Source organism: Symbiopectobacterium sp. Eva_TO (genome assembly GCF_053848865.1).
The window spans coordinates 1,358,829-1,380,767 of sequence record NZ_JBSPEY010000004.1; the positions used below are offsets into that span (position 1 = coordinate 1,358,829).

At 51.3% G+C, this 21,939-nt stretch carries 14 protein-coding genes and 7 pseudogenes; 12 read left to right on the forward strand and 9 right to left on the reverse strand.

Annotated elements, in window-relative coordinates; all coding sequences use genetic code 11:
• Positions 1–9: 9 nt before the first annotated feature.
• The 4 genes and pseudogenes from rbsB to rbsD form a co-directional block, all read right to left on the reverse strand.
• Complete coding sequence (rbsB, locus tag ACWWJF_RS09135) at positions 10–900, reverse strand: ribose ABC transporter substrate-binding protein RbsB (protein WP_455869261.1); 891 nt, start codon at positions 898–900, stop codon at positions 10–12.
• Positions 901–929: 29 nt separating this feature from the next.
• A complete protein-coding gene (gene rbsC / locus ACWWJF_RS09140) occupies positions 930–1,898 on the reverse strand; it encodes a ribose ABC transporter permease (RefSeq protein WP_455869262.1) in 969 nt (322 codons plus the stop codon).
• A gap of 7 nt (positions 1,899–1,905) precedes the next feature.
• Positions 1,906–3,411: a ribose ABC transporter ATP-binding protein RbsA gene (rbsA, locus tag ACWWJF_RS09145; protein WP_455869263.1), complete on the reverse strand. Its 1,506-nt coding sequence runs from the start codon at positions 3,409–3,411 to the stop codon at positions 1,906–1,908.
• Between the two features lie 7 nt (positions 3,412–3,418).
• A pseudogene (rbsD, locus tag ACWWJF_RS09150) lies at positions 3,419–3,835 on the reverse strand (D-ribose pyranase); the annotation flags it as partial.
• 376 nt (positions 3,836–4,211) lie between these two features.
• On the opposite strand from rbsD, the pseudogene ACWWJF_RS09155 reads away from it, so the two are divergent.
• A pseudogene (locus tag ACWWJF_RS09155) lies at positions 4,212–5,920 on the forward strand (pectate lyase).
• A gap of 40 nt (positions 5,921–5,960) precedes the next feature.
• On the opposite strand, the pseudogene ACWWJF_RS09160 reads toward ACWWJF_RS09155, so the two are convergent.
• Positions 5,961–6,219 (reverse strand): annotated as a pseudogene (locus tag ACWWJF_RS09160) (KUP/HAK/KT family potassium transporter); the annotation flags it as partial.
• Between the two features lie 91 nt (positions 6,220–6,310).
• Here ACWWJF_RS09160 and ACWWJF_RS09165 point away from each other — a divergent pair.
• Positions 6,311–6,538 (forward strand): annotated as a pseudogene (locus ACWWJF_RS09165) (transposase); the annotation flags it as partial.
• Positions 6,539–6,718: 180 nt separating this feature from the next.
• Positions 6,719–7,698, forward strand: a pseudogene (locus ACWWJF_RS09170) (IS3 family transposase); the annotation flags it as partial.
• Positions 7,699–7,735: 37 nt separating this feature from the next.
• On the opposite strand, the pseudogene ACWWJF_RS09175 reads toward ACWWJF_RS09170, so the two are convergent.
• Positions 7,736–9,241: pseudogene (locus tag ACWWJF_RS09175) on the reverse strand (KUP/HAK/KT family potassium transporter); the annotation flags it as partial.
• A 311-nt stretch (positions 9,242–9,552) separates the two neighbouring features.
• Here ACWWJF_RS09175 and ravA point away from each other — a divergent pair.
• Both ravA and viaA read left to right on the forward strand, forming a co-directional pair.
• The gene (gene ravA, locus ACWWJF_RS09180) at positions 9,553–11,055 is read left to right on the forward strand and encodes an ATPase RavA (RefSeq protein ID WP_455869264.1); all 1,503 of its coding nucleotides are present in this window, start codon (positions 9,553–9,555) and stop codon (positions 11,053–11,055) included.
• A 4-nt stretch (positions 11,056–11,059) separates the two neighbouring features.
• On the forward strand, positions 11,060–12,529 hold the full coding sequence (gene viaA, locus ACWWJF_RS09185; RefSeq protein ID WP_455869265.1) for an ATPase RavA stimulator ViaA: 1,470 nt from the start codon (positions 11,060–11,062) through the stop codon (positions 12,527–12,529).
• 20 nt (positions 12,530–12,549) lie between these two features.
• On the opposite strand, the pseudogene asnA reads toward viaA, so the two are convergent.
• The 3 genes and pseudogenes from asnA to ACWWJF_RS09200 all read right to left on the reverse strand — a co-directional run.
• Positions 12,550–13,398: pseudogene (asnA, locus tag ACWWJF_RS09190) on the reverse strand (aspartate--ammonia ligase); the annotation flags it as partial.
• Positions 13,340–14,074 (reverse strand): IS3 family transposase, encoded by a 735-nt coding sequence (locus tag ACWWJF_RS09195; protein WP_455871273.1) that lies wholly within the window; start codon positions 14,072–14,074, stop codon positions 13,340–13,342. The pseudogene asnA and the gene ACWWJF_RS09195, both read right to left, overlap by 59 nt.
• 134 nt (positions 14,075–14,208) lie before the next feature.
• Entirely contained in the window at positions 14,209–14,508 is a 300-nt protein-coding gene (locus ACWWJF_RS09200) for a transposase (protein ID WP_455869719.1), read from the reverse strand.
• A gap of 284 nt (positions 14,509–14,792) precedes the next feature.
• Between ACWWJF_RS09200 and ACWWJF_RS09205 the strand changes: the two genes are divergently transcribed.
• The 7 genes from ACWWJF_RS09205 (at position 14,793) to atpB (ending at position 21,899) form a co-directional block, all read left to right on the forward strand.
• Complete coding sequence (locus ACWWJF_RS09205) at positions 14,793–15,812, forward strand: IS110 family RNA-guided transposase (RefSeq protein ID WP_455869238.1); 1,020 nt, start codon at positions 14,793–14,795, stop codon at positions 15,810–15,812.
• 278 nt (positions 15,813–16,090) lie between these two features.
• Entirely contained in the window at positions 16,091–16,552 is a 462-nt protein-coding gene (asnC, locus tag ACWWJF_RS09210) for a transcriptional regulator AsnC (protein ID WP_195313263.1), read from the forward strand.
• A 91-nt stretch (positions 16,553–16,643) separates the two neighbouring features.
• Complete coding sequence (mioC, locus tag ACWWJF_RS09215; protein WP_455869266.1) at positions 16,644–17,087, forward strand: FMN-binding protein MioC; 444 nt, start codon at positions 16,644–16,646, stop codon at positions 17,085–17,087.
• A gap of 406 nt (positions 17,088–17,493) precedes the next feature.
• On the forward strand, positions 17,494–19,383 hold the full coding sequence (gene mnmG, locus ACWWJF_RS09220; protein WP_455869267.1) for a tRNA uridine-5-carboxymethylaminomethyl(34) synthesis enzyme MnmG: 1,890 nt from the start codon (positions 17,494–17,496) through the stop codon (positions 19,381–19,383).
• Positions 19,384–19,469: 86 nt separating this feature from the next.
• The gene (rsmG, locus tag ACWWJF_RS09225) at positions 19,470–20,090 is read left to right on the forward strand and encodes a 16S rRNA (guanine(527)-N(7))-methyltransferase RsmG (RefSeq protein ID WP_455871011.1); all 621 of its coding nucleotides are present in this window, start codon (positions 19,470–19,472) and stop codon (positions 20,088–20,090) included.
• Positions 20,091–20,707: 617 nt separating this feature from the next.
• On the forward strand, positions 20,708–21,091 hold the full coding sequence (gene atpI, locus ACWWJF_RS09230) for a F0F1 ATP synthase subunit I (protein WP_455869268.1): 384 nt from the start codon (positions 20,708–20,710) through the stop codon (positions 21,089–21,091).
• Positions 21,092–21,128: 37 nt separating this feature from the next.
• Positions 21,129–21,899 (forward strand): F0F1 ATP synthase subunit A, encoded by a 771-nt coding sequence (gene atpB / locus ACWWJF_RS09235; RefSeq protein WP_455869269.1) that lies wholly within the window; start codon positions 21,129–21,131, stop codon positions 21,897–21,899.
• The last annotated feature ends 40 nt before the right edge of the window (positions 21,900–21,939 follow it).

Sequence of the window (21,939 nt, forward strand, 5' to 3'; positions counted from 1 at the left end):
TGTTATGCGTTATTCTTTAACAACCAGTTTTAGATCAACCGGGATAATCGCCTGTACCTTTTCACCTTTGATTACCTTGTCAGCGGTTTGCACGCCAATTTCACCTATTTTTTCAGGACGTTGTGCAACAGTGGCAGCCAGTTTCCCGCCCTCTACGGCTTTTACGCCATCCTGCGTGCCATCAAAACCGACCACAATGACGTCTGTTTTACCCGCAGTTTGCAGAGCACGCAGCGCACCCAGTGCCATTTCATCGTTTTGTGCAAACACTGCTTTTACATCAGGGTGTGCGGTGAGCAGGTTCTGCATCACGTTCAGCCCTTTAGTACGATCGAAGTCAGCGGGCTGGCTGGCCAGCATGACAAATTTGTTTTTCTCAGCGGATTTCATAAAACCGGCTCCGCGTTCACGGGCAGCAGAGGTTCCGGCGATACCTTCCAACTGAATCACCTTGGCACCTTCACCCAATTTTTTCGCGATGAAATCACCGGCGACTTTACCGCCGAAGGCGTTATCAGACGCCACGTGGCTCACAACCGTGCCGCTGCCCGCTACGCGATCCAGGGTAATCACCGGAATATTGGCTTGATTCGCCAGTTTCACCGCATTACCCACGGCATCAGAGTCTGTCGGGTTGATGAGCAGCAGTTTGGTACCGCGCACGGTCAGATCCTGAACATTGGAGAGCTCTTTTGCCGGGTTGTTTTGCGAATCCAACACCACCAGGTTGTAGCCCAATTTATCAGCTTCTTTTTGCGCGCCGTCTTTCAATGACACGAAGAACGGGTTATTCAGGGTAGAAACCACCAATGCTATCGACTCTTTCGACAGCGCATTGGCGCTAACCGTGGCACTTAATGCAACAGCAGAAACCAGCTTAGCCAGTTTTTTCATATTCATAATCCAATTCCTATGCGTGAGAATGAAGGTTATTTACTGCTTTTGTTATCTACCAAAACCGCCAGCAAAATAACGGCTGCCTTAACGATCATTTGGTAGTAAGAAGAAACACCTAACAGGTTCAGTCCATTGTTGAGGAACCCAAGAATCAGCGCGCCGATGAGCGTGCCGACAATGCGCCCTTTACCACCCGCCAAACTGGTTACGCCCAGCACCACTGCCGCAATCGCATCCAGTTCATACCCCGTGCCCGCCGTCGGTTGTGCCGATGACAAGCGCGCGATTTCGATAATCCCAGCCAATGCGGATAACAGCCCACATAAGGCGTAGACGATAATCTTGACTTTATCGACGCTGATGCCCGACAAGCGGGTCGCCGCTTCATTGCCGCCCAGCGCATAGATATAGCGTCCGAGCCGCGTGTGGTGCAGCATGTACCAGGCAGCGATAAAAACGATAACCATCAACCAGATCGGTGTAGGAATCCCCAGAGGGCGACCAATGCCAAACCAGCCGAAGGTATCCGCAACGTCAGAAAAACCGGTGTTTATTGGGCTGCCGTTGGTGTAAACCATGGTGACGCCGCGCAGCAGTAACATCATCACCAGCGTGGCGATAAACGCCTGCACCTTTCCTTTCGCCACAATCACGCCAGTGCCCGCCCCGATTGCCGCACCGAGCGCTAATGCACCAAACACCGCCAACAGCGCATTCACTTCCAGGCCAACAATCGATGCCGCCACCGCGCCGGTCAGCGCCAGCAATGATCCGACTGACAAATCGATACCCGAGGTCAGAATAACCAGTGTCATCCCTACCGCCATGATGGCGTTCACCGATGTCTGTTGCAGGATATTGAACAGGTTATTGACCGTGAAAAAGTTAGGGCTCATGGACGAGACCACTGCGATCAGGATCAGCAGGGCAATCAGCGACTTTTGCTCCAACAGCCACTCTTTACTGAACCAGCGCTTTGCCGTGATAGATTCGGAACTCATGTCTGACTTACTCCTGCTTTACGCTATATTGCTTGCCAACCGCCGCCGCCATCAGCACTTCCTGAGTGGCCTGCTCAATGGAGAATTCACCGCTCAAGCGGCCTTCATGCATCACCAAAATGCGATCACTCATACCGAGTACTTCCGGCATTTCCGATGAAACCAAAATGATGCTGAGGCCCTCTTCCTTGAACTGGTTGATTAACTGATAGATATCTTTCTTGGCTCCCACATCGACGCCGCGCGTAGGTTCATCGAGGATCAGCACTTTCGGCCGCGTCATCAGCCCGCGAGCAATCGCGACCTTCTGTTGATTTCCGCCGGACAACAGGCCAATTGGCTGTGCCATTGAGGGGGTTTTAATATTGAATAAACGGATGAAATCACTAACCGCGGTGCGTTCGTCTTCATGTTTGAGTGCACCAAAGCCACGGCTGAAGTAACGCAATGCCGTCAGCGACATGTTCTCTTTGACGGACATCCCCAACACCAGGCCATCACGTTTGCGATCTTCAGATATATAAACGATGCCGTTTGCCAGCCCATCCTGCGGACTGCGCGTCACCACCTCACGGCCATCCAGCGCCACATCACCGCGCGTACGAGGAAGTGCGCCATACAGGATCTTCATCAGTTCGGTACGCCCTGCGCCCATCAGGCCAGAAACACCGAGAATTTCCCCCTGCCGCAGCGTAAAACTGACACCGTCAACACCCGGCCCCGTCAGGTCTTTAACACTCAAGCGAATATCGCCCGGCACGGTATTCAACCGAGGGTACTGCTCTTCCAGCTTGCGCCCCACCATCATTTCAATGAGTTGCTCTTCATGCAGTTGGTTGACCGGTCGCTCACCGATAAACTGACCGTCGCGCAGCACAGTCACGTCATCGCAAATCTCGAAAATTTCTTTCAGGCGGTGGGAGATATAGACGATACCGCAACCCTGTGCGGTCAGTTCCTTAATCACAGTAAATAAGGACGCGGTTTCGGTATCCGTCAGTGCATCCGTGGGTTCATCCATGATGATCACTTTGGATTCAAAGCTCAGCACCTTGGCAATCTCGACCATTTGCTGATCACCAATGGACAACTCGCCGACCAGTCGGCGGCTGTTGTAGCGCAGATTTAGCTTTTTCAGCAGTTTATCGGCTTCGGCGTACATCTTTTGCCAATCAATGCGCCCCAAGGCTCCGGTAAACTCGCGGCCAAGGAAAATATTTTCAGCAATCGTCAGTTGGGGAATCAGGTTAAGTTCCTGGTGAATAATACCGATACCCGCATGCTGTGATGATTTTGGCCCGTTAAAGGCAACGTCCTGCCCGAGAGAGCGAACATGACCGGCATCTTTGCGGTAAATACCGGTGAGCACCTTCATCAGGGTAGATTTCCCGGCGCCGTTTTCCCCAACCAGCGCCATCACCTTGCCGGGATAGACATTCAGGGCAGCACCGGACAGCGCTTTTACACCGGGAAAAGTTTTTACTATTCCCTGCAACTGTAATAAAGGTTCCATCTCAGCCTCAGAAGGTTACGCCAGCACATAAAATAATATTGGCATAGGGCGAGTATTCACCGCTGCGAAAAACGGCCCTGCTCTGCCCGCTTTGCATCTTGAATGCCTCATGACTGACATAGTGCAACGCAATGGTATTTCCCTGGTGTTGTTCAAGCTGTTGCAAATGCTCACGAATAACTTCATGGAGCTCTGGGTTCTTCTCGATAATCTCTTGCGCAACAATCGCCGCTTCTACCTGCATCTCCTGCGTAATCACGCTCATCACCTGTATAAAAGTAGGCACATTGTGTGTTAGCGCCAGATCAGCACGGGCGGTAGTGGCAGGAATGGGTAACCCTGCATCACACACCACCACTTGGTCAGTGTGCCCAAGGCGGGCAATCACACTCGAGACTTCGGAATTGAGTAATACGCTTTTTTTTTATTATGTCACTCGTTTTGATAACGACAGCGAAACGTTTCGCTTGCAGTAAAGTTTAAGAAAAAATCCTGATAAAGCAAAAAAGAGTTTGCGGAATTGTGATCGTCATCGAAACGGTTCGCTATCAAAAAAAGAGATATAAGAAAAACATTAGGTTAGAAAATAGCCGTTGACCACCGGTGTCGGAAGATTGATAGCTATCACAAATTAAAAACAAACAATGAAACCAGATAATTCATTTATTAAAACAGCGTTTCTTTTTTCGTATAATTTACCTCACTTCCTAAAGCTCACATCACCATACTCACAATTTAAACAATAACGGCACTCTGACGCCTGCCGAAAAAACTCTGGTTTGTTCACAAGGACTCTAACGATGAAAAACATATCCCTCTCTTTGGCAGCCCTATGCTGTATGGCTGCATTCACCACTCAGGCGCACAGTACCGATCGTTTGACGATCGTAAAACAGTATGCCGATAACGTCTTGGATAAAGCGGGCGACCATTATCACGGCACGCAGCCTTCACCGTTATTGGCGAGCGGTGTCGATCCGCGCACCGGTAAACAGCTTGAGTGGATTTTCCCCGATGGGCGCACAGCGGTACTCTCCAATTTTTCCGCTCAGCAAAACTTTATGCGCGTATTGGTTGGCCTCTCTAACCTGACGGGTGATGAGCGTTATCAACAGCGCGCCAAAACCAGTGTGCGTTACTATTTTGATCGCTATCAGGATAAAAGCGGTCTGCTGATTTGGGGGGACACCGTTTTGTTGATTTGAAAACGCTACAGCCCGAAGGCCCCAGTGAAAAAGAGTTGGTTCATGAGCTGAAAAATGCCTATCCCTACTACGAATTGATGTTTGCCGTGGATAAACCGGCGACGGTTCGCTTCATTCGCGCTTTCTGGAATGCCCATGTTTATGACTGGCAAATCCTGGAAACCAGCCGCCACGGTCAGTACGGTAAGGAGATCGGTAAACTTTGGGACAACAGCTTTACCCAACAACCGCCTTTCTTCGCTACCAAAGGGCTGAGTTTTCTTAACGCCGGTAATGACCTGATCTATTCCGCATCCCTGCTCTATAAAAATAACCATGAAGCCGGCGCGCTGGTATGGGCAAAACGGCTGGCGGAGCAGTATGTGTTGCCGCGCGATAAAAAAACGGGCCTGGGCGTTTATCAGTTCACCCAGGCATTAAAACGCGCTGAAACCAGCGATGACAGCGATACCAACTCCAAATACGGTGACCGTGCTCAACGTCAGTTCGGACCAGAGTTTGGACCTGCTGCGTTGGAGGGCAACATGATGTTGAAGGGGCGCACCAGCACGCTCTATTCCGAAAATGCGCTAATGCAGCTACAACTGGCGAAAGATCTCGGTAAAGACGGCGACGATATCAAGAAATGGACGCTGGATGGCCTAAAAGCGTTTGCCAAATACGCCTATGACGAAAGTAACAATACCTTCCGTCCTATGCTGGCCAACGGTACCGATCTTTCCAACTACACGCTGCCACGCGATGGTTACTACGGTAAGAAAGGAACGGTACTGAAAGCTTACCCGGCCAGCAGTGATTTCCTGTTGTCCTACGCCCGCGCCTACACGCTCGAGAAGGATGCCGATCTGTGGAAAGTGGCACGCGGCATCGCCAAGGGGTTGGATCTGGGAGATATCGGCTCAGCACCGGGTAAAGGCGTCAGCGTCAATATCAGCACCAAGAACAGCGACCCGTATGCTATTTTTGCGCTGATCGATCTGTGGCAGGCAACGCAGGATAAAATCTACCTGACGGTAGCCGAAAAAGTGGCTGACAACATTGTCAGCAATAATCTGCACAACGACTTCTTTATGAACTCAGCAAAGTATCAATATGCGTCGATAGATAGCATCGATCCCTACGCGCTGCTGGCACTGGAAGCTACGCTGAAGAACAAACCACAGGCCGTTGCCCCGTTCCTGAACGGTTCCGGCTTTACCGAAGGGGCTTATCGTATGCCGGACGGCAGCGCCCGCGTATCCACCCGTGATGATGAGCTGTTTGCCCTGAAGGAAGGGGAAAACTTAAAACCGAACGGTAAATAATCACCAAAAATGACGCCCTCTATTTCGAGGGCGTCATACACTAAATCTCTACCTGAATCCCCAGCTCTATCAGCCGGTTTGGCGGTATCTCAAACTGATCGGCCGCGCGTAACGCATTGCGACTCAGCATCATAAACACCTTGCCGCGCACGCGCAGAAACCAGGGCCGTTTGCCCATGGTCAGCGACTCATTGGACATGAAAAACGATGTTTCCATCATTTGGCAAACTAACCCCCTCCTGCCAACAGCGGTGAAACACCTCTTCCACGTTGGGCGTTTGCCGCCAACCGTAGTTGGCTGATGTAGCCCCCTGTAACACCAGACAGTAGCTGTATCTCCAGATAAGAGATAGGCTTAGATATATGTCTAACAATCATGCTAATTTTGAAATGACCGGGATCCTGTTAGGGCAAGAAGTCCGTAAGCGTAAAACTCCGCAAGAGAAAATCGCCATCATTCAGCAGACAATGGAGCCGGGGATGAACGTCTCCCATGTAGCCCGCCTGCATGGCATCCAGCCCAGCCTTTTGTTTAAGTGGAAGAAGCAATACCAGGAAGGAAGCCTCACCGCCGTTGCGGCCGCAGAAGAAGTGGTTCCAGCTTCGGCGCTGGCGACTGCCCTCAAGCCATATCGTTATACACATCTTTCTAACGCACTGTTTAATCAATGAGTTACGGGTTTATCTCAGAGTGGCATTTTGAACCTCAAAAAGCCAATGGGATGGCTTGAATGCCTTAATTCACGGGGTTCTGAGCATCCTGTTCAAAAAATGGCCAAAAGATGTGTATAACGATATGCCCTCAAGCAGGTCCGGGAGCTACAGCGCCTTCTGGGTAAGAAGACGATGGAAGTTGAGATCCTCAAAGAAGCAGTGGAGTACGGCCAGTCGCGAAAATGGATAGCGCACGCGCCCTTGTTGCCAAAGGACGGGGAATAGCTCTGGTCAGCCGCGCCATGAGCGTGTCGCGTGCGCAGCTGTCACTGCGGGTTAACCGTTCTGCCGACTGGCTGGACAGGCGCAGCAACCGGCGTAATGACGAAGCTGATGCTGAGATATTATCGGACATCCTCCGTATCATCAGCGACATGCCCAGTTACGGTTACCGCCGAGTGTGGGGTATCCTGCGTAAGCAACGTCGTGCAGAGGGACTTCCACCGGTGAACGCCAAACGGCTTTACAGGATAATGAGCGAGCATAACCTGCTGTTGTTGCATGATAAAACTGAACGTCCGAAGCGGGAGCATAAAGGCAAAATCGCGGTAGCAGAGAGCGATATGCGCTGGTGCTCAGATGGCTTCGAGTTCGGTTGTGACAACGGCGAGAAGCTGCGGGTGACGTTCGCACTGGACTGCTGCGACCGGGAGGCCATAGACTGGGCAGCGAGCACCAGGGGTTATGACAGTTCAACCGTGCAGGATGTGATGCTGAGGTCGGTGGAAAAACGCTTCGGTAGCGCGCTGCCGGATAAACCAGTGCAATGGCTGACGGATAATGGTTCAGCGTACACAGCGCATGAAACGCGGAAGTTCGCCAGAGAACTGAATCTGGAGCCCTGCACAACAGCAGTGAGCAGTCCACAGAGTAACGGCATGGCAGAACGGTTCGTGAAGACGATGAAGGAAGATTACATCGCTTTCATGCCAAAACCCGATGTGCGAACAGCGCTGAAGAATCTTGCAGCGGCGTTCAATCATTACAATGAAAACCATCCGCACAGTGCGCTGGGATACAACTCCCCAAGAGAATATCGGCGCCAGCGGGCATCGTTAACTTAAGATACAAAAGCTGTCCGGAGATGGTGGATCAAGATCACCAACCGTAGTTGGCAATCACGCGCCAAAAGGTCAGGGAAAGCTGTTCAACCGTAACGCGCTGCACGTTATGCACATAGGGAACCGCTTCTGTGTGCATGGTCAGCAGCACCACCCTTTCGTGCAATACTTTGTTGTGTTTGAGATTATGCAGTAATGCAAACGGGATGACGTGCGTCGCGCGCGACAGATAGACCGCCGTACCCGGCACCCGTACCGGCTGGTTTTTCTCAAGTGAGGCAATCATCGCATCCAGTGAATTACCATGCTCATGCAAACGACGCAGTAAACGGAAACGCTCGCTCTTCCAGGTCGTCATAATGGTAAACATGATCAATCCCAGCGGCAACCAGCCGCCGGAAAGGATTTTAACCACGTTGGCAAGAAACAATGGGATATCAATCAACAACATCGCCACCAGCAACAGCCACACCAGATAGCGGTGCCAGTGCCAGTTTTTTACCGCCACGGTCGCGGAAAGAATGCTGGTCAGTACCATGGTTCCGGTCACCGTGATACCGTAAGCTGCCGCCAAATTGCCAGAATGCTCGAAGCTGACGATGACAATCACCACCGCCGTATACAGCAGCCAGTTTATCGCCGGAATATAAATCTGCCCGGATTCCATGTCTGACGTATGCACAATACACATTGGCGGCAAATACCCCAGACGTACCGCCTGACGCGTCAGCGAGAATACGCCGGAGATAACGGCCTGAGAAGCGATGATGGTCGCCAGCGTTGCCAGGATCAGCAGCGGAATCAACGCCCAGTCGGGAGCCAGTAAAAAGAAGGGATTTTTGATGGCTTCCGGGTTATGCAGCAGCAACACCCCCTGACCAAAATAGTTGAGCACCAACGACGGCAACACCACGGTAAACCACGCCAAGCGAATAGGGAATTTACCAAAGTGCCCCATATCCGCATACAGCGCCTCCACCCCGGTGATCGCCAGTACCACAGCACCGCCAGCGTCAAAAACCAAATCAGCATCACCGGCGCGAACAGCTTACCCACGCTGCTGGTGCCGTGTTTCTGAATGGCAAACAGCAAGGTCAGCACAATCACCGACAGCGGCACGATGTAACTGTCCAACTCGGGGGCAGCAATCTCAATCCCTTCCATTGCTGAAAGCACCGACATCGCCGGGGTGATCACCACTTCGCCATAAAAAAATCCGCCGCCAATCAGCCCTGATCACCACGATGGATGTCATGCGATCGCTGGTGTGGCGTCCGGCCAGTGACATCAGGGTCAAAATTCCCCCTTCTCCGGCGTTGTCGGCTCGCATCACATAGGAGATATACTTGAGTGACACTACCAGTACCAGCAGCCAGAAAATCAGCGAGAGAAAGCCAAATACTGAATGCTGCTCGACGCCAAACCCAAACTGTCCGGAAAGGCATTCCCTTAATGTATAAAGCGGGCTGGTGCCGATATCCCCGTACACCACGCCAATAGCTGCCAAGGTAATGGCAGGAAGCGATTGCTTATGCTCTGAGCTCATAGCGCCTATCTTCTGTTGTTTTCACTTTGCGACTTCCGCTGTTTTCACTGCGTAGAGATCAATGCGTTTTTCGTAGACTTAGCCCGAAAGCGCACAGTATGCATATATTCATGCAAAAACCCATCCCTTCACGCCGTCTCGAAACATCCAGAAATAAACTGGTTTATTGATTAACATAGCCAAAGATGGCAATAATCGACGCAGATACGATTAAAAAAAATCTGTGATCTGCCGTATATTATTGCATCATCGTTAATGACTTTATCGCTTAACACCCTGTTTTGCGTCATCAGAGTAAAAACGGATCCCTTATGCTTCAATCAGCCTCTTTGGCCGATCGTATTACACGCCTCAGCCAAGCCCTTGAACACGGCCTGTATGAACGTCAGCACGCTATTCGCCTGTGCCTGCTCGCCGCGCTCAGCGGCGAAAGCGTGTTTTTGCTGGGACCGCCTGGCATCGCCAAGAGCATGATCGCGCGTCGCCTCAAGTTCGCGTTTCGTGACGTCAGCGCTTTCGAATACCTGATGACACGCTTCTCTACCCCGGAAGAGGTGTTTGGCCCGTTGTCGATTCAGGCGCTAAAAGATGAAGGGCGTTATCAGCGTCTTACCGGCGGCTACTTGCCGGAGGCAGAAATCGTTTTTCTGGATGAAATATGGAAAGCCGGCCCGGCCATTCTCAATACCCTGCTGACAGCCATCAATGAGCGGCGCTTTCGCAACGGCAGCCATGAAGAAACTATCCCCATGCGGCTGCTGGTAACCGCTTCCAATGAACTGCCCGAATCAGACAGCAGCTTAGAAGCACTCTATGACCGCATGCTTATTCGCCTGTGGCTGGATAAAGTGCAGGAAAAACAAAACTTCCGTGCATTGTTGACGCACACCAGTAACGATCGCGACAACCCAGTGCCGCTGTCACTGAGCGTCAGCGACGAAGAGTACCAGTCATGGCAAAGCGCCATCGATCGCATCGCCTTGTCGGATGCCTGCTTTGAATTGATTTACGCACTGCGCCAACAGCTGAATACCACCGACAACGCGCCGTACGTATCCGATCGACGCTGGAAGAAAGCGCTGCGGCTGCTGCAAGCCTGCGCGTTCTTCTCTGGCCGTGAAAGCATTGTCCCGCTTGATATCATCTTGCTGAAAGATTGCCTGTGGCATGATAGGGATTCGCAAACACTGGTGGAACAGCACACCGAGCAGCTCATCACCGCGCACGCCTATCAACAACAGGCTCTGCTGTTCCGCTTGCAGCAATTAAACGTGAAACGGCAGCAATATCAGCAGCAACAGAGCGAGTTGCAGGCGATCACGGTCGAAAAACAGGGGGCATTTATCAGCCGTAAAGCCCACTACCTGCTACCGGAAGCGCTGAATAAAGAGACATTAACCGTGGTGTTGCAGCGCCCGCTGGTACTGAATAATATTGATGTGACACATATCGTGTTAGAAAAAAACGCCTTGCAGTTATGGCTGCAAAAAGGCGGAGAAGGCGAAATCAGGGGAAAACTCAACGGTATCGGGTTTACCCAGCACCTCGACATGTACGTAGATGATCACCTTCATCTTGCGGTGCGCGATATCAGCCTACAGACCACCATTCTTTCTTTACCTGAAAAACGAGACTGTACCTTACCGACAGAACTTACTGATAAATATGAGAAATTGCGTCAACAACTGCGCGAGCAGCGATGTCTGTTTCACCACCATCAGCCGTGTTTGTTCATCCCTGCCGACTGGCTGGCAAAAATAGAAGACAGCCTGCAACAGGTCGACGAACAGATACAGCTCTCGCTACAGGATTGATAGAATGTTGACGTTGGAATCGCTGGAAATGCTGTTGTACATTGACGAAAACGAGCTTTTGGACGACCTGGTTATCGCGCTGTTGGCTACGCCACAGCTTGCGGCCTTTCTTGAACAGCACCCGAGAATGAAAGCGGCTCTGCTGTACGATCTGCCTGAATGGAAAGCGTCACTCAAGCAGCGCCTGCGTGCAACCGTGGCACCTGCCGATCTGGAGCGGGAGTTTACCTGCTATCAAAATACCCAGACCATCGACAATCTGACCTTTCAGTCACGCATTCCCCGTATTGTTGATACGCTGCAAACGGTGGACTCGCCTTTTCTTTCTCAGGCTAACAAGCTGATAGCCCAGGCTGAACCGACGCTTGGGCAGCGGTTTAGCAACGCCTTCCACGCTTTGTTCTTGCAGCGCTGGAAAATGAGCCTCTCTTTGCAAACGGTCTCCTTGCACCATCAATTGATGGAGGCAGAAAAAGAGATCCTGCTTGATGAGTTACAGCAGCGGCTGACCTTGACCGGCAAACTGGAAGCCGTACTGGCGGAGAACGAGACAGCCGCCGGACGATTATGGGATCTCAGCGCGGGAAAATTGATTAAAACCGAGCTGCAAACCCTGATTAACTTCTGCGACTTTCTACAAAAGCAGCCTTCATTGCAGCGCCTGGCCGAGCTTTTAGGTCGCAGCCGGGAAACCAAATCCATTCTCTCCACCGAAGCACCGCGCGAAGCGTTTCGCGTGATGGTTCGTGAACCGGATACGGTGCCAGAGCAAGTGGATGGCATTCATCAAAGCGATGATATTCTGCGCCTTCTCCCCGCCGAATTGGCCGCAATGGGTATAAAAGAGCTGGAATACGAATTCTATCGTCGCTTGTTGGAACGGCGGTTGCTGACCTATCGGCTACAGGGGGAAAGCTGGCACGAAAAGGTAATAGAGCGTCCGGTTTCACATCAGCAAAACGAGCAGCAGCCCAGGGGCCCTTTTATTGTTTGTGTAGATACCTCAGGCTCGATGGGCGGTTTCAATGAACGCTGCGCCAAAGCCTTTTGTCTGGCACTGATGCGCGTTGCCCTTGCCGATAATCGCCGTTGCTACATTATGTTGTTTGCCACAGATATCGTGCGCTATGAGCTGACAGCCGTCACAGGTATAGAACAGGCCACGCGTTTTCTTGGTCAATCGTTTCGTGGCGGCACCGACATGGCAGCCTGTATGTCAGCGCTGCTGGACAAACTGGAAGATGATGTGTGGCATGATGCCGATGCGGTGATGATTTCTGATTTCATCGCACAGCGCTTGCCTGAAGATACCGTGCAACGCGTTCGGCAACGACAGCAACAACATCACCATCGTTTTCATGCCGTTGCGATGTCACAACATGGAAAACCTGGCATCCTGCACATTTTCGACCATATCTGGCACGTGGATACAGGGTTAAAAGGACGTTTACTGCGGCGGTTGCGCCACGCCTGAGCGTAGCGCTTCTACAGCGATTACAGCAATGCAGGCACGGCTTCTCTGACTGGCTGTGGCCACACACCGCACTGCACCTGACCAATGTGCGCCAGTTGCAGCAACAGCATCACCAGGCGGGACTGACCGATACCGCCACCAATGGTTTGCGGCATGTCACCACGCAGCAACGCCTGATGCCACTCCAGAGCCAGACGATCGACATCCCCCGTCAGTGTCAACTGACGTTGGAGCGCCTCAACATCGACACGAATCCCCATGGAAGAGAGCTCAAAGGCATCGTTTAACGCCGGGTTCCACACCAGAATATCGCCATTCAGTCCTTTCAGACCCTGTTCACCCGCTGACGACCAGTCATCATAATCCGGCGCACGCACATCGTGACGCTCACCGTGAGACAACGCTCCGCCAATGCCGATCAGGAATACGGCACCCAGTTCTTTGGCGATCGCGCGTTCGCGTCCTTTGGCATCCAGTTCAGGATAACGCTTGAGCAGCGTATCGCTGTGGACAAAATGAATGGTTTCCGACAGGAAAGGCGTCAGGCCAAACTTGCTGCTGACCTCTGCTTCGGTGCTTTTGATTGCCTGATAAATGTGGTTAACGGTGGATTTCAAATAGTCGATGGAACGCTCGCCATACCCCATTACGCGTTCCCAATCCCACTGATCGACATAAACAGAGTGGATCGGGCTCAAGCGATCTTCATCCGGGCGCAGCGCCTTCATGTGGGTGTAGATCCCTTCCCCAGAGCTAAAGTCATAGTCACCCAAGGTTTTACGCTTCCATTTCGCCAGGGAGTTGTAGTGGTCAACTAATATTGGCCACCGCATTAGACTGTATGTAGAACAGTCGCTCAGATTCGTTTGGAGTTAAGCCGCCGTTATACCAGTGAGGCCGGATAGCGCTGTAATACCCCGTGATGTAGCGGATAATCGCGTCCTGGGCTTCGCTGAAGCTGTTGTAACCCTTTGTCGGCACCCATTCTGTCTTCAGGCTGCGGAAGAACCGCTCCATTGGCGCATTATCCCAGCAGTTACCCCGCCGACTCATACTCTGCTTTATCCGGCAGCGCCACAGGGCTTGCCGGTATTGACGGCTGGTATAGTGGCTGCCCTGGTCGCTGTGGAACATGACTCCTGTTGGTTGTCCCCGGAGTTCCCAGGCCATCTGCAACGCTTTAACTGTCAGCGCCGAGTCCGGCGACGTCGACATGGCCCAGCCCACCGGTTTGCGGGCGAACAGGTCTAGCACCACCGCAAGGTAAGCCCAGCATTTGCCCGTCCAGATGTAGGTCACATCGCCGCACCAGACCTGATCCGGCGCGGTAACCGCGAACTGGCGGTTGAGATAGTTCGGTATTTCAACGTGTTCATTGCCGCCGCGTTTGTATTTGTGAGCCGGTCGCTGGCAGCTGGCGATACCCAGCTCCTTCATCAGCTTGCCAGCCAGCCAGCGCCCCATTTTGACACCGGAGCTGCCGGTGACGATGGTCGCGATACTTCGAGCGCCGGCAGAGCCGCCGCTGGCGTTCCAGGCTTCCATGACGCGGCTACACTTAACCACGCGCTCACCGTCGGGTTCATTAGCGGAAGCCTGCCAGTGCCTGTAGCTGCTGCGATGTACCTCAAAAGTTTGGCACAACGCCGTGACCGGGTATCGCGCCCTCAGCCTGTCGACTACCGTGAACCGTTGAGTGAGTCCGACATTAAGAGCGCCGTAGCCTTTTTTAGGATTTCGTTCTCCATTTCAAGGCATTGGACTTTTTTCTTCATCTCACGCAGCTCGAGCTGTTCAGGGGTAAGAGGAAGTCCCGTTGGCGTTTTTCCCTGTCGTTCAAGGCGAAGCTTATTGACCCAGCGACTAATGGCAGAATGGCTGACATTAACCGCCTCTGCGGCCTTAACGTATGTGTAGCCGTGGTCGACAACCAGCTTTGCGGCTTCGAGCTTAAATTCCGCCGTAAAATGTTTACCCATGAGGTCACCTGTCGTGTTGATGAGGTGAGCATATCACCTCCGCTCAGGTGGCCAGTATCAGTGTGCCACTACAGTTTTGATTCCTCATTTAACGCATGCTAAAAATGAGAAAGAACTAAATATAAGGAAATGTAATGAACGCATCCCACCTCTTTAAGCTTAAGCGCGGAGCAGAATGATGGTTGAAAGAGTGAAGTCGGCAGGTGTGGAGCCTCGCAGATTTCCGGCATCATGGTGCCCAATACGGGATGCATAAAGCTCCCTCAGACTGGAGACTCCACAGCATGAAATATACACCGGTTGGCGTTGATATCGCAAAGCATCTGATTCAGGTTCACTTCGTCAATGAGCACACAGGTGAAGTGGTGGACAAGCAGCTGCGCAGCAAGGATTTTCTGACGTTCTTCAGTAACCGGGAGCCTTGCCTGATTGGCATGGAGGCCTGTGGAGGCTCTCAGCACTGGGCCCGGGAACTGGAAAAGCTGGGGCATAAAGTCCGGCTGATGCAGGGACGGTTCGTCAAGGCGTTCGTCATGGGCAACAAGAATGATGTCATGGATGCCCGCGCTATCTGGATGGCGGTACAGCAGCCAGGCAAGGCGATAGCCGTAAAAACGGAAGAACAGCAATCGGTACTGGTTCTGCACCGTTCACGCAGACAACTGGTGAAGTTCAGAACTGCACAGATTAACGCGCTGCACGGAACATTACTGGAGTTTGGCGAAACCATCCATAAAGGTCGGGCAGCGATGGACAGGGAGCTACCGGCTGCACTGGAGCGGCTGAAAACGAAGCTGCCGCCGTATCTCATCACCGTGCTGGAAGACCAATACAACAGACTGAATGAGCTGGACATGCTGATAGATGGCCTTGAAAAACAGCTTAACAGCGTGGCCCGGCAGAACGAAACCTGTAAACGGCTGATGGAAATTCCCGGCGTGGGGCCGTTAATCGCCACAGCGGCAGTTGCCACCATGGGGGAAGCCTCAGCGTTTAAATCCGGCAGACAGTTCGCTGCTTATGTCGGTCTGGTGCCGAAGCAGACGGGTTCCGGGGGGAAAGTTCGGCTGCTGGGGATAAGCAAACGTGGTGACACCTATCTGCGAACGCTGTTTATCCATGGGGCAAGAGCCGCTTCGTTAGTTGCTAAAGAGCCTGGGCCATGGATAACGGAACTTAAAAAACGGCGTCCGACCGGTGTGGCTATCGTGGCGATGGCAAATAAGCTGGCGCGAACTGTGTGGGCGCTAGCCGCCCATGAGCGTAAGTACGATAAAAATCATGTCAGTATCAGGCCCTATTAATCGCTGATACCGATAACTATTTACTCTTAAAAAGGGTGAATGCAAAAAGGTTGCTCTGGTGGCCAGCGTGATGACAAAGACAGGTAAGACCGGGACTCGCTAAACCTGAATGATTTTTTGAGCTTAAAGCTCGCTAAGGAAATGAGGCGTGAATCAGCGGATTACGTAGGGGCTCGCAGCTTTATGGCTGCAAAAAAGCCGGATATAAAGCTGCAACCTACCCGTCAATGTCAAAATAATGGATGCCTTGCAAACGGGATGCGTTCATATAAAAAATTATGACTGAAATTTATCAGATCGATAATCTCGATCGCGGCATCCTAAACGCTTTAATGGAAAATGCCCGCACCCCTTATGCCGAATTGGCCAAGCAGTTTTCGGTCAGTCCCGGCACCATCCACGTTCGCGTCGAGAAAATGAAGCAGGCTGGCATTATTGTCGGCACCCGGGTTGATGTCAGCCCTAAGCAACTCGGCTATGACGTGTGCTGCTTTATCGGCATCATTTTAAAAAGCGCCAAGGATTACCCCTCAGCACTGGAGAAACTGAATAACCTGGAAGAAGTGGTAGAAGCCTACTACACCACCGGGCATTACAGCATTTTCATCAAAGTAATGTGCCGTTCCATTGACGCACTGCAACACGTACTTATCAACAAGATCCAGACCATCGATGAAATTCAGTCTACGGAAACCCTGATCTCGCTACAGAACCCGATCATGCGGACGATCACCCCGTAAACGTCAACAGGTATATCCCTATTATCCACAGGTAGATAACAGCTCGATCACAGCGTACAATATCGCATCTTTTATTCGGACGGGATCGAGCATGGCAGACATTACGCTTATCAGCGGCAGTACGTTAGGCAGTGCGGAGTATGTGGCAGAACATCTGGCTGAGTTACTGGAACAGCAAGGCTTTTCCACTAATGTTCAACATGGCCCGCAACTGGACGATCTCCCGCAGAGCGGAGTATGGCTACTGGTGAGCTCAACCCACGGTGCCGGTGAATTACCGGATAACCTGCAACTATTGTTTAAGCAGATTAGCGATCGGAAAGCGGATCTTTCGCAGGTTCGTTATGGCGCGATCGGGATCGGCAGCAAAGAGTATGACACCTTCTGCGGTGCGATCGTGACTGTGGATCGTATTCTTACGGATCGTGGCGCAAAAAGGATCGGCGAGATGTTGCAGATCGACATCACCGAGCACGATATTCCCGAGGATCCAGCAGAAATCTGGTTGGCTCCGTGGGTAGAATTACTCAATTAAGCGGTTTATTTAGCCACTTAATTGTGTATAACTTTATGTATATCCGGGTGAAAACCGGTAGTTATCCCAATAACAACCGTTGTTCGTTTTTTGTCATGTGAATAACCAACTGTTTTGATCCCAAGCTATACGGTACAGGATCACCGATCATTCACAGCAAACGATCATCAACAATTTTTTGATCTTCATCTGGAAAAAGTACTTATCCACAAGCAGTATGGATCCTAATAATAGATCCAATAAAAAGATCTCTATATAAAAAGATCTTTCTTTAACTACCGACGATCCAACGGGCTTGTCGTTTGCGTAAACTTGAGTAGAATCCCCTTCCCCAAGGCAAGCAATGATCTTAGGCACACATCGTTAACCCGACTATTCTCGTTAACACCACGCGAGGTGCAGTACCATGTTTTATCCAGATCCTTTTGACGTCATCGTGATCGGCGGTGGCAATGCGGGCACAGAAGCCGCCATGGCTGCGGCACGCATGGGGCGTCAAACCCTATTATTGACACACAATATCGATACGCTGGGACAAATGTCCTGCAATCCGGCTATTGGTGGGATCGGAAAGGGACATCTGGTTAAAGAGATCGACGCCATGGGCGGCCTGATGGCTCGCGCTGTCGATCGGGGCGGTATTCAGTTTAGAATACTAAACAACAGTAAAGGTCCTGCCGTTCGTGCTACCCGTGCACAGGCGGATCGCGTGCTTTATCGTCAGGCAGTACGCACTGCGCTGGAGAACCAGCCAAACCTGACGATCTTCCAGCAGGCGGTTGACGATCTTATTTTCGAGAACGATCGTGTAGTCGGTGCAGTCACCCAAATGGGACTGAAGTTCCGCGCCAAAACAGTGGTGCTGACCGTTGGGACATTCCTTGATGGTAAAATTCACATCGGTCTGGATAACTACAGCGGTGGACGTGCTGGCGATCCGCCCTCCATACCGCTATCGTGCAGACTGCGTGAGTTGCCGTTGCGTGTCAGTCGCCTTAAAACCGGTACGCCACCGCGTATCGATGCGCGCACCATTGATTTCAGCGTGCTGGCACCGCAGCACGGTGATAATCCAATGCCGGTATTCTCATTCCTGGGGAACGCCAGTGAGCACCCGGCGCAGATGCCGTGTTACATCACGCACACCAATGAAAAAACCCATGAGGTGATCCGCAATAACCTCGATCGCAGCCCGATGTATGCAGGTGTGATCGAGGGGATTGGCCCGCGTTATTGTCCGTCGATTGAAGACAAGGTGATGCGCTTTGCCGATCGCAATGCGCATCAGATTTTCCTTGAACCTGAAGGGCTGACCAGTAACGAGATTTACCCCAACGGCATTTCGACCAGCTTGCCCTTCGACGTACAGTGGCAAATCGTTCGTTCGATGCAAGGCATGGAAAACGCCAAGATAGTGCGCCCCGGCTATGCTATCGAATACGATTTCTTCGATCCGCGCGATCTTAAGCCTACGCTGGAAAGCAAATTTATCCACGGTTTGTTCTTTGCCGGACAGATAAACGGCACAACCGGTTACGAAGAGGCTGCTGCTCAGGGCATGCTGGCTGGCTTGAATGCCGCACGTATGGCGTTCGATCAGGACGGTTGGTTCCCACGTCGCGACCAGGCGTATCTGGGCGTGCTGGTGGACGACCTATGTACGCTCGGTACCAAAGAACCCTACCGCATGTTCACCTCGCGTGCCGAATACCGCCTGATGCTGCGCGAAGACAACGCCGATCTGCGTCTCACTGAAATTGGTCGTGAACTCGGAATGGTGGACGATTATCGCTGGGCGCGTTTCAACGAGAAGCTGGAACAGATTGAGCAGGAACGCCAGCGTCTACGTGAAATTCGTGTTCATCCCCACAGTGAACAGCGAGAGGTGGTGAACGCGTTGCTGAAAACGCCGCTGTCGCGCGAAGCGACCGGTGAGGAACTGCTGCGTCGTCCCGAGATAGATTACGCTACCCTGACCTCGTTATCGATGTTCTCGCCCGCGCTCACGGATGTTCAGGCGGCAGAGCAGGTTGAAATTCAGGTGAAGTATGAAGGGTACATTGCGCGTCAGCAGGACGAGATTGAAAAACAGCTGCGCAATGAGAGTACCGTACTGCCAGCGGATCTGGATTATGGTCAGGTGAGCGGGCTTTCCAACGAAGTGAAAGCCAAACTCAACGACCACAAACCGGGGTCCATTGGTCAGGCTTCGCGTATTTCGGGAATTACCCCAGCAGCGATCTCTATTCTTCTGGTTTGGCTGAAAAAACAAGGGCTACTGCGCCGCAGCGCCTGATAACCGATACAGATAGTGCACTACGGTGTGTCATTTTGTGGCTGTTCCTGGCAGCCACGTTTCATCAGATATGGCAGGGTAAGCGCGTGAAACACAAATTAGACGCTCTGTTGCAGCGGGCTAGCATTTTGGTCAGTGAACAACAAAAAAATTCGCTAATCCAGTATGTCGACATGCTGCACAAGTGGAACAAGGCCTATAATCTCACGTCAGTGCGCGACCCGCAGGAGATGCTGGTACGGCATATCATGGATAGCATCGTGGTTGAGCCGCATTTGCAGGGCGAGCGGTTTATCGATGTGGGTACCGGACCGGGATTGTCGGGTATTCTACTGGCTATTGTACGCCCCTTAGCGTCATTCACTCTGCTGGATAGCCTGGGAAAACGTGTGCGTTTTCTGCGTCAGGTTCAGCATGAACTCAAGCTGGATAATGTCTTTCCAGTGCAGTCTCGGGTCGAGGAATTCACTGCTGAGCCGCCTTTCGATGGCGTTATCAGCCGTGCTTTTGCCTCTTTGCTTGATATGCTGGAGTGGTGCAAACACCTACCTGCACCGGCAACCGGACGCTTTTATGCCCTGAAAGGGGTAGTGCCAGAAGAAGAATTAGCCGCATTGCCTACGTCTATAGCGGTAGAGCGTATTGTGCGTTTATCGGTACCTGAACTGGACGGTGAACGGCATTTGGTTATTCTTAAACCAAACTAATTTTGCGTTTTATCAAATAAATTATAACTAATTGTATCAGAGAGACCTTTTAAGTCTGAAGGGTATTATCTGCGGAAAAATGTACACCGATCACCATTTTTTTACAAAACCTGGCAACCTTGAACGCTATTTGTTTTTCTTCGAATAGTAACCAGAGAAATTAATTGCCGTTGTTGATTGCAGATGAAAAACCCAGATGTTAAAGACATAAAAAATAATGTTAATAATGTCAATACGCAGTGCACGGGATGTTTTCGGGGCGTTTTAAAAAGAGTCGTTATTTAACTATTTGAATTTAATTAAGATAAATAGCTATTTTTGCTAAAGACTTAAAAAAATCAGATCTGATATAAAGCCTATATGTCATTTTTATGTGATTGATATCACATATTATCGGGTTATTGAAAGGCTTACGGGCCGCGGCTGCCGCCTCGATTGTTAGTAAAAATAGGGCTTGAATAAGAGATTTAAATTATTGTTCACCTTTTCGCTACTTATCGATTGAATTCGCAGGCGTGAACCGTATAATTTGCTCGTTTTTTGCCGCTTGACTCGATGGAATAAAGGCAGTTTTATACGTCAGTCAGCCTCTGGAAAAGGAATGAAGAGCAAAACGCATGTCTGTCTCCCTTTACAGTGGAAAACCGGCCTTTTTGGGGTTGATGCTACAGGCGGCTACGTTCGTTTTGGTCAGCGCCGTTTTTTGCCTGCTGAGTGTTGAGGCGGGTGCTTCCGCTTTAGCCGGAGGACTGGCGGTATGGCTGCCGAACGTGTGCTTTGTGCTGTTCGCCTTGCGTCATCAGGCGGGTAAGCCCATAGAAGGGCGTGTTGCCTGGTCGTTTGCCATTGGCGAGGCGTTGAAAGTATTTATCACCATCGCGTTGCTGGTGGTAGCGTTGGGTCTGTTCAAGGCGGCGTTTGTTCCCCTTGGTCTGACCTACCTGGCGGTGCTGATTATGCAGATAGTGGCGCCAGCCATCGTTAACTGTAAGATTAGTTAACCGTTACCGTATTAACAACAACAGGGTAAGGAACATCATGTCTGCATCTACTCCCCAAGAGTATATCTGTCATCACCTGAAACATTTACAGGTAGGTTCGCGGTTCTGGTCGATTAACGTCGATTCGATGTTTTTCTCAATCGCACTTGGGATCCTGTTTCTGGTCATTTTCCGCAAGGTTGCAAAGAACGCGACCAGCGGCGTGCCCGGTAAACTGCAAACCTTTGTCGAGATGAGCATCGGTTTTGTTGATGGCAACGTGCGTGACATGTTCCATGGCAAAAGCAAACTTATCGCCCCTCTGGCGCTGACCATTTTCGTTTGGGTGTTCCTGATGAACGCCATGGACCTGTTGCCGATCGATCTTCTGCCCTTTATCGGCGAACATTGGATTGGGTTGCCTTACCTGCGCGTAGTACCGACGGCGGATGTCAACATCACACTGTCCATGGCGCTAGGCGTGTTTATTCTGGTGCTGTTCTACAGCATCAAAATGAAAGGCGTTGGCGGTTTTGTAAAAGAACTGACCATGCAACCTTTCAACCATCCGGTCTTTATTCCCATCAACCTGATTCTTGAAGGTGTCAGCCTGCTGTCCAAACCGGTTTCACTCGGCTTGCGACTGTTTGGCAACATGTATGCTGGTGAGTTGATCTTCATCCTGATTGCCGGTTTGCTGCCGTGGTGGTCGCAATGGTTGTTGAATGTGCCTTGGGCAATATTCCACATCCTGATCATTACGCTTCAGGCCTTTATTTTCATGGTTCTGACGGTTGTTTATCTCTCGATGGCATCTGAAGAGCATTGATTTTTCTTTCAACACAATAACGTTCTAACTGAAACAAACT